Genomic DNA, 6,804 nt, shown 5'->3' on the forward strand with positions numbered 1-6,804 from the left:
CCCCTGGCCCTGGGTGGCGCGCACCGCCTGACACAGGTTGGTCTTGCCCGAGCGGCAGAACTTGCACTTGCCGCACTCGGCGGTATACAGCGGAATGACGTGATCGCCGGGCTTGAGGCTGGTCACCCCTTCGCCCACTGCCTCGACGATGCCGGCGCCCTCATGACCCAGCACCGAGGGGAACAGCCCTTCGGGGTCGGCGCCGGAGAGGGTGAAGGCGTCGGTGTGGCACACGCTGGTGGCCTTGATCCGTACCAGCACCTCACCGGCCCTGGGATCCTGGACGTCGATCTCGGTGAGTTCGAGGGGCTTGCCCGCTTCCAGCGCAACGGCGGCACGCGACTTCATACCTTTCTCCTGATGGTTTGGCGATCCAGTGTGTAACGATCCCTATCAGTCTAGGTGCGTCAGGCGCTATGATGATACTGAAACAGCGACACAACATTATTCCTGCTGTGCAATAATTCACGGTGCACTCATGGCTCATTGGGACGGTATCGAAGCCTTCGTGGAAGTGGTCAAGCTGGGCACCTTTGCCGCCGCGGCCCGCCAGCTTCATGTCTCGAACTCGCATATCAGCCGCCAGGTGGCCCAGCTCGAACAGGAGCTGGGGTTGCCGCTGCTCTACCGCACCACGCGTCAGATCCACCTGACCGATGCCGGCGAGCGCTACTATGCTCGCTGCCGTGAGCTGCTGGACGGCTTCCGCGAAGCCGAAGCCGCCCTGCAGAGCCTGCAGGAAAAGCCTCACGGCGTCCTTCAGCTCAGCTGCGCCACCGCCTTTGGCGAGCGCTTCATCGCCCCTCTGGTCAACGACTTCCTGAGCCTTCATCCCCAGCTCGAGATGCGCCTGCACCTGACCAACCGTCAGGTGGACGTGATCGACGAAGGCTACGACGTGGTCATTCGCATGGGCACCCTGCAGGACTCCACGCTGGTGGCACGACGGCTGTGCGAGCGGCACGAATACGTCGTCGCCTCACCCGGCTATTTCCAGGGCGTGTCGCAGCCTCATTCGATAGCGGAACTGGTACATCATCGCTGCCTGATCGGCACCCGCGACCTGTGGCGCTTCGATGTCGACGGCCTGCATCGCGAGGTGCGCGTGAGCGGCCCCTGGCAGGCCAATTCAGGGCCGGCGCTGCTCGATGCCGCCCTCAAGGGGCTCGGACTGGCACAGCTGCCCGATTACTACGTCATGCCCTATCTCGCCAGCGGCGAGCTGATCGAAGTGCTGTCGCGCTTTCAATGCCGCGACGCCGGGGTATGGGCGGTCATGCCGCGCCATCGCCAGCATGCTGCCAAGGTACGCCAGTTCATCGACTTCCTGGTCGAGCATCTTCCCGCCCGGCTGGAGCAGGCCTGCGCCACGGAAACGCCATGAAAAAGGCGCCCCTATAGGGCGCCAGGAAGAGGTCTTGCCAACGGCCTTCACTTGAAGTTCTTGCGGTACATCTTCATCGCCTCGCCGACGATACCGCTGCGGAAGCTGAGCACGCAGATCACGAAGATGACGCCGAGAATCGGGCCGACCCAGTTGCCCAGCGGCGACTGTGCCAGCAGATGCTGCAGACTCACCACCAGCCCCGCGCCCACCACCGGACCGAACAGGGTGCCGACACCACCCAGCAGGGTCATCAGAATCACCTCGCCGGACATGTGCCAGTGGGCATCGGTCAGCGAAGCGAGCTGGAACACCACCGTCTTGGTGGAACCGGCCAGACCGGCCAAGCCTGCAGAGAGGATGAAGGCCACCAGCTTGTAGGCGTCGACGTTGTAGCCAAGAGACACGGCACGCGGCTCGTTCTCGCGAATCGCCTTGAGTACCTGCCCGAAGGGCGAGTGCACGGCACGCTGGATCAGCGCGAAGCCGAACAGGAAGATGGCGAAGACGAAGTAGTACATCGCCAGATTGCTGCGCAGGCTGATGACGCCGAACAGGTGACCGCGCGGCACGCCATGCAGGCCATCCTCACCGCCGGTGAAGGGCGCCTGGATGTAGAAGAAGAACATCAGCTGTGCCAGCGCCAGCGTGACCATGGCGAAATAGATGCCCTGCCGGCGAATCGACAGCGCACCGAACGCGGCCCCCAGCACCAGGGCAGCGACCGTGCCGATGAGGATGCCCAGCTCGGGGGTCAGCGCCGGGTAGCTCGCCAGCAGATAGCCGGTGACGTAGCCGCCGGTGGCCAGGAAGGCCGCATGACCGAAGGAGAGCAGCCCGGCGTAGCCCAGCAGCAGATTGAAGGCGCAGGCGAACAGTGCAAAGCACAGCACCTTCATCAGAAACACCGGATAGGCGAAGAAGGGTGCCACCAGGCCGATGGCGATCAGCACCAGGTAGAAGGCAGTGCGACGCAGGTTGGCGCGGCGCTCACGCTTCATGGATGGCGTCATCGTTTGAGTCGTGGCCATGTCGTCATGCCTCCTTGCCGAACAGTCCGGCGGGTCTTAGCAGCAGCACCAGGATCATCACCAGGAAGATCACGGTGTTGGCTGCCTCGGGGTAGTACACCTTGGTCAGGCCTTCTATCAGCCCCATGGCCAGTCCGGTGACGATGGCCCCCAGAATGGAGCCCATGCCGCCGATGACTACCACGGCGAAGACCACGATCAGCAGGTTCGAGCCCATGGTCGGCGACACCGGATAGAGCGGTGCGGCCAGCACCCCGGCGAAGGCCGCCAGTGCCACGCCGAAACCGTAGGTCAGCGTCACCAGCAGCGGCACGTTGACCCCGAAGGCCTGCATCAGCGCCGGGTTCTCGGTACCCGCACGCAGGTAGGCGCCGAGACGCGTGCGCTCGATGATGTACCAGGTGGCAAAGCAGACGACGAGCGCCGCCAGCAGCACCCAGGCCCGATACTTGGGCAGGAACATGAAACCGGTCTGGTAACCGCCCTGCAGCGCCTCGGGGGTGGGGTAACGCGCGCCGGAGACACCGAAGAAGTTGACCAGCGTACCCTCGAAGATCAGCGCCAGACCGAAGGTCAGCAGCAAGCCGTAGAGATGGTCCAGGTGACCGATGCGACGCAGCAGCACGCGCTCGATCAGCATCCCCAGCAGGCCCACGAAGAGCGGTGCCAGCAGCAGCGCCGCCCAGTAATTGATGCCCAGGTAGCGCATGCCCAACAGGGTGGCGAATGCCCCCAGCATGTACATGGCCCCATGGGCGAAGTTGACGATCTTCAGCAGGCCGAAGATCACCGCCAGCCCGAGGCTCAGCAGGGCGTAAAAGGCGCCGTTGATCAGACCCAACAGAAGCTGGCCCATGAACACCGCCAACGGCACGCCGAATATCATCGTCATGTCAGGATCTCCTCGCCGTCAGAGGGGCGGCGGCCGCAGCCGCCGCCGGTCTTGCTCGCTTCAGTTCTGCACCAGCTTGCACTGGCTTTCGGAGAGCGGGCGGTAGGCCTCTTCGGCAGGAATGGTGGTGAGAATCTCGTAGAGATCCCACTCGTGGGTGGACTCCTCGGGCGACTTCACGCGCGCCAGGTACATGTCGTGCACCATGCGGCCATCCTCACGCAGCCGGCCGTTGCGGGCGAAGAAGTCGTGGATCGGCTGGCGCATCATGTGCTCGCGCACGGTGGCCGGGTCGTCGCTGCCGGTCGCCTCGACTGCCTGCAGATAGTGATAGGTGCTGGAGTAGATGCCGGCCTGAACCATGGTCGGCATGCGGCCCACGCGCTCGTAGTAACGCTCGGCCCACTCACGTGCCTCATCGTCCATGTCCCAGTACCAGCCGGTGGTCAGCAGCAGCCCCTGGGTGGCGTCGAGCCCCATCGCATGTACGTCGTTGAGGAACACCAGCAGACCGGCCAACTGCTGCCCGGCCTCCACCACGCCGAACTGGCTGGCGGTGTTGATGGCATTGACGGTATCGGCACCGGCGTTGGCCAGACCGATGATCTTGGCGCCCGAGCCCTGAGCCTGAAGAATGTAGGAAGAGAAATCGTCGGTGGGGAACGGATGGCGCACGCCGCCGACGATCTGGCCACCGTTCTCTTCCACCACGCGGGTCACGTCGCTCTCCAGGGCATGACCGAAGGCGTAGTCGGCGGTGAGCATGAACCAGGTGTCGCCGCCCTGCTGTACCACCGCCTGGGCGGTACCGTTGGCCAGCGGATAGGTGTCGTAGACCCAGTGAATGTGGTTGGGCGTACAGTGCTCATTGGTGATGCTGGAGGCAGCCGATGCGGACACGATGCCGAAACTATTGTTCTCTTCCAGCACGCGGGTGACGGCGATGGTCACGGAGGAGGCCACCAGGCCGGCCACCATGTCGACGTTGCGGGTATCGATCCACTCGCGCACGGTGTTGGCACCCACGTCGGCGCTGTTACGGTCGTCGGCGCTGAACACCTGGATGGGCGCGCCGTTGACGCTGCCGCCGAAGTCCTCGACCGCCATGCGCAGGGCTTCGAGACCGCCGGGCCCGGCCAGGTCGCGATAGGTGCCGGACATGTCCGCCAGATAGCCGATACGGATCTCGCCGTCGCTGATCTCCGCCTGAGCGGCAGTCGCCATGACGGCGGTAACGGCAAGAGCAACGCTGCTGGCGAGGGTCTTCTTGATGAAGGTCATTTTCGTCTCCATAGCCCGGTTGGGCAGCTTGTTGTTGTGACGCGCACTGTGGATGAGTCGCGCTTCATCGTGGTTACGAAACTTGCTGTTGTGCTTCTTCTCGGTGCCTTGATGGCGAGTTTCGGGAGGCGGTCCGGCGACACGCACCGACCACCACCTCCGGTCTTGCTGCTACCTAGTTGGCTACACCCCCAGCAGGGAGTTGAGGTGATCACGTTTGGCGGGCAGCTCAGCCGCACTGATCTCCTCGATGATGCGCCCGTGCTCCATGACGTAGTGCCGGTCGGCCAGCGGTGCGGCGAAGCGGAAGTTCTGCTCCACCAGCACGATGGTCATGCCGCGGTCACGCAGCTTGACCAGGACCTCGGCCAGTTTCTGCACGATGACCGGTGCCAGCCCTTCGGTAATCTCGTCGAGCAGCAGCATGCGGGCGCCGGTACGCAGGATGCGCGCCATGGCCAGCATCTGCTGCTCTCCGCCCGAGAGCCGGGTGCCCTGACTGCGGCGCCGCTCGTACAGGTTGGGGAACATCTCGTAGATCTCGTCGATCGACATGCCACCCGAGCGTACGGTGGGCGGCAGCAGCAGGTTCTCTTCCACGTCGAGGCTGGCGAAGATGCCGCGCTCCTCGGGGCAGTAGCCGATGCCCAGGCGCGGTATGCGATGCGCCTTCATGCCGACCGTCTCGGTGCCGTTGATCATGATCGAACCGGTACGCCGGCCGACCATGCTCATGATCGCCTTGAGCGTCGTGCTGCGCCCCGCCCCGTTGCGGCCCAGCAGCGTCACCAGCTCGCCGCGGCGCACCTCCATGTCGACCCCGTGAAGGATGTGCGACTCGCCGTAGAAAGCATGCAGGTCGCGGATGCGCAGCATCTCGGCGCCATCGTGATCGTTGTATTCGCTGCGTGCGGGTTGTTCGACGACCTGGTTCATGCGCTGGCCTCCTCTGCCGCGGCCTCGCTACCCATGTAGGCCTCGCGCACCCGTGGGTCGGCGGAGACCGCCTGGTAATCCCCTTCCGCCAGCACGGCACCGCGCGCCAGCACGGTGATGCGATCGCACAGCCGGCTCACCACGCTGAGGTTGTGCTCCACCATCAGCACCGTGCGGCCCTGGGCCACGCGGCGGATCAGCGCGACGATGCGGTCGACGTCTTCCGCCCCCATGCCCTGGGTCGGCTCGTCGAGCAGCATCAGCGTCGGATTCATGGCCAGGGTCGTGGCCACTTCGAGCGCGCGCTTGCGCCCGTAAGGCATTTCCACCGTCAGCACGTCGGCATATTCACGCAGGCCGACCTCATCGAGCAGCTCAATGGCGCGGTCGTTGAGGTGGTCGAGGGTGCGCTCCGACTTCCAGAAATGAAAGGAGGTGCCGATGGGGCGCTGCAGCGCAACGCGCACGTTCTCCAGCGCGGTCATGTGGGCGAACACCGCCGAGATCTGGAAGGAGCGCACCATGCCCATGCGGGCGATCTCGTTGGCCTTCATGCCGGTGATCGGCTTGCCGCGATAGAGGATCTCGCCGCGGGTCGGCGGCAGAAACTTGGTGAGGAGATTGAAGACGGTCGTCTTGCCGGCGCCGTTGGGACCGATCAAGGCGTGGATATGCCCCTCCCGGACCTGCAGGTTGACATCGTCCACGGCGGTGAAGCCGCGGAACTGCTTGGTCAACCCGCGAGTTTCCAGTATGAACTCCTGGGTCATGTGACGTCCTCTCTGGATCGCGCACGGCGACCCGATGCTGATTTGTTGTCGTTGTCGTAAAGGTTGAGACCTATGCTTGGCTCAACCCGGGACTTCTAACCTTTACGTTAACGTAAGCTAGAGGAGACACAACCGCGGGGCAACCGTTCATGGGTCGAACTCGACCAATGGCGTATAGCGAAGCGCACCTTATTAGCTTGATCGGGTAGGGGCCGGGGTCACCCCCGGCGCCCTCCCACACCACCGTACGTACGGTTCCGTATACGGCGGTTCATGAAGAACGGTTAAGCCCTCTTACCGTATCCAGTACCGAGATCAGGCCCAGCCCGTCGAACCGCTTCCGCGGCAGGGCCTGATTCATGTGCGAGGCACCCGCATTCCACCAGGCTCCTCGCCCATTCCCCGCTGATTTCCAGGCACGGTATGCGTCCAGGCCTAGCGCCAGAAGCTTCCGGCGCCGGGTCGTCGGGCGCTTCCACTGCCGCCAGATCACACAGCGTAATCGGCGAC

7 protein-coding genes are annotated in these 6,804 nt (G+C 64.2%); 1 reads left to right on the forward strand and 6 read right to left on the reverse strand.

From position 1 onward, the window contains the following. Positions 1–348: alcohol dehydrogenase catalytic domain-containing protein (locus C4S71_RS22095; protein ID WP_160113429.1), on the reverse strand; the 348-nt coding region annotated here is incomplete at its 3' end. Between the two features lie 130 nt (positions 349–478). Between C4S71_RS22095 and C4S71_RS22100 the strand changes: the two genes are divergently transcribed. Beyond that, complete coding sequence (locus tag C4S71_RS22100; RefSeq protein WP_086511897.1) at positions 479–1,384, forward strand: LysR family transcriptional regulator; 906 nt, start codon at positions 479–481, stop codon at positions 1,382–1,384. A gap of 47 nt (positions 1,385–1,431) precedes the next feature. Here C4S71_RS22100 and C4S71_RS22105 read toward each other — a convergent pair whose 3' ends face one another. The 5 genes from C4S71_RS22105 to C4S71_RS22125 all read right to left on the reverse strand — a co-directional run bounded on the left by C4S71_RS22105 (position 1,432) and on the right by C4S71_RS22125 (position 6,294). Further along, positions 1,432–2,415, reverse strand: coding sequence for a branched-chain amino acid ABC transporter permease (locus C4S71_RS22105; RefSeq protein WP_103970579.1), 984 nt, complete (start codon positions 2,413–2,415; stop codon positions 1,432–1,434). A gap of 4 nt (positions 2,416–2,419) precedes the next feature. Continuing rightward, complete coding sequence (locus C4S71_RS22110; protein WP_010629602.1) at positions 2,420–3,307, reverse strand: branched-chain amino acid ABC transporter permease; 888 nt, start codon at positions 3,305–3,307, stop codon at positions 2,420–2,422. A gap of 60 nt (positions 3,308–3,367) precedes the next feature. Then, the gene (locus tag C4S71_RS22115) at positions 3,368–4,588 is read right to left on the reverse strand and encodes an ABC transporter substrate-binding protein (RefSeq protein ID WP_086508479.1); all 1,221 of its coding nucleotides are present in this window, start codon (positions 4,586–4,588) and stop codon (positions 3,368–3,370) included. A 183-nt stretch (positions 4,589–4,771) separates the two neighbouring features. Continuing rightward, positions 4,772–5,524 (reverse strand): ABC transporter ATP-binding protein, encoded by a 753-nt coding sequence (locus C4S71_RS22120; RefSeq protein ID WP_200825355.1) that lies wholly within the window; start codon positions 5,522–5,524, stop codon positions 4,772–4,774. Continuing rightward, a complete protein-coding gene (locus C4S71_RS22125; RefSeq protein WP_103970580.1) occupies positions 5,521–6,294 on the reverse strand; it encodes an ABC transporter ATP-binding protein in 774 nt (257 codons plus the stop codon). The genes C4S71_RS22120 and C4S71_RS22125 overlap by 4 nt, the downstream gene beginning before the upstream one ends. Between the last annotated feature and the right edge of the window lie 510 nt (positions 6,295–6,804).

The sequence above is a fragment of the Billgrantia desiderata genome, from assembly GCF_900108215.1.
In the GTDB taxonomy this organism is placed as follows: Bacteria; Pseudomonadota; Gammaproteobacteria; order Pseudomonadales; family Halomonadaceae; genus Halomonas; species Halomonas desiderata.

Coding starts and splice junctions, on each gene's coding strand:
- C4S71_RS22100 (WP_086511897.1), top strand. CDS start 479: ATGGCTCATTGGGACGGTATCGAAGCCTTCGTGGAAGTGGTCAAGCTG.
- C4S71_RS22105 (WP_103970579.1), bottom strand. CDS start 2,415: ATGGCCACGACTCAAACGATGACGCCATCCATGAAGCGTGAGCGCCGC.
- C4S71_RS22110 (WP_010629602.1), bottom strand. CDS start 3,307: ATGACGATGATATTCGGCGTGCCGTTGGCGGTGTTCATGGGCCAGCTT.
- C4S71_RS22115 (WP_086508479.1), bottom strand. CDS start 4,588: ATGACCTTCATCAAGAAGACCCTCGCCAGCAGCGTTGCTCTTGCCGTT.
- C4S71_RS22120 (WP_200825355.1), bottom strand. CDS start 5,524: ATGAACCAGGTCGTCGAACAACCCGCACGCAGCGAATACAACGATCAC.
- C4S71_RS22125 (WP_103970580.1), bottom strand. CDS start 6,294: ATGACCCAGGAGTTCATACTGGAAACTCGCGGGTTGACCAAGCAGTTC.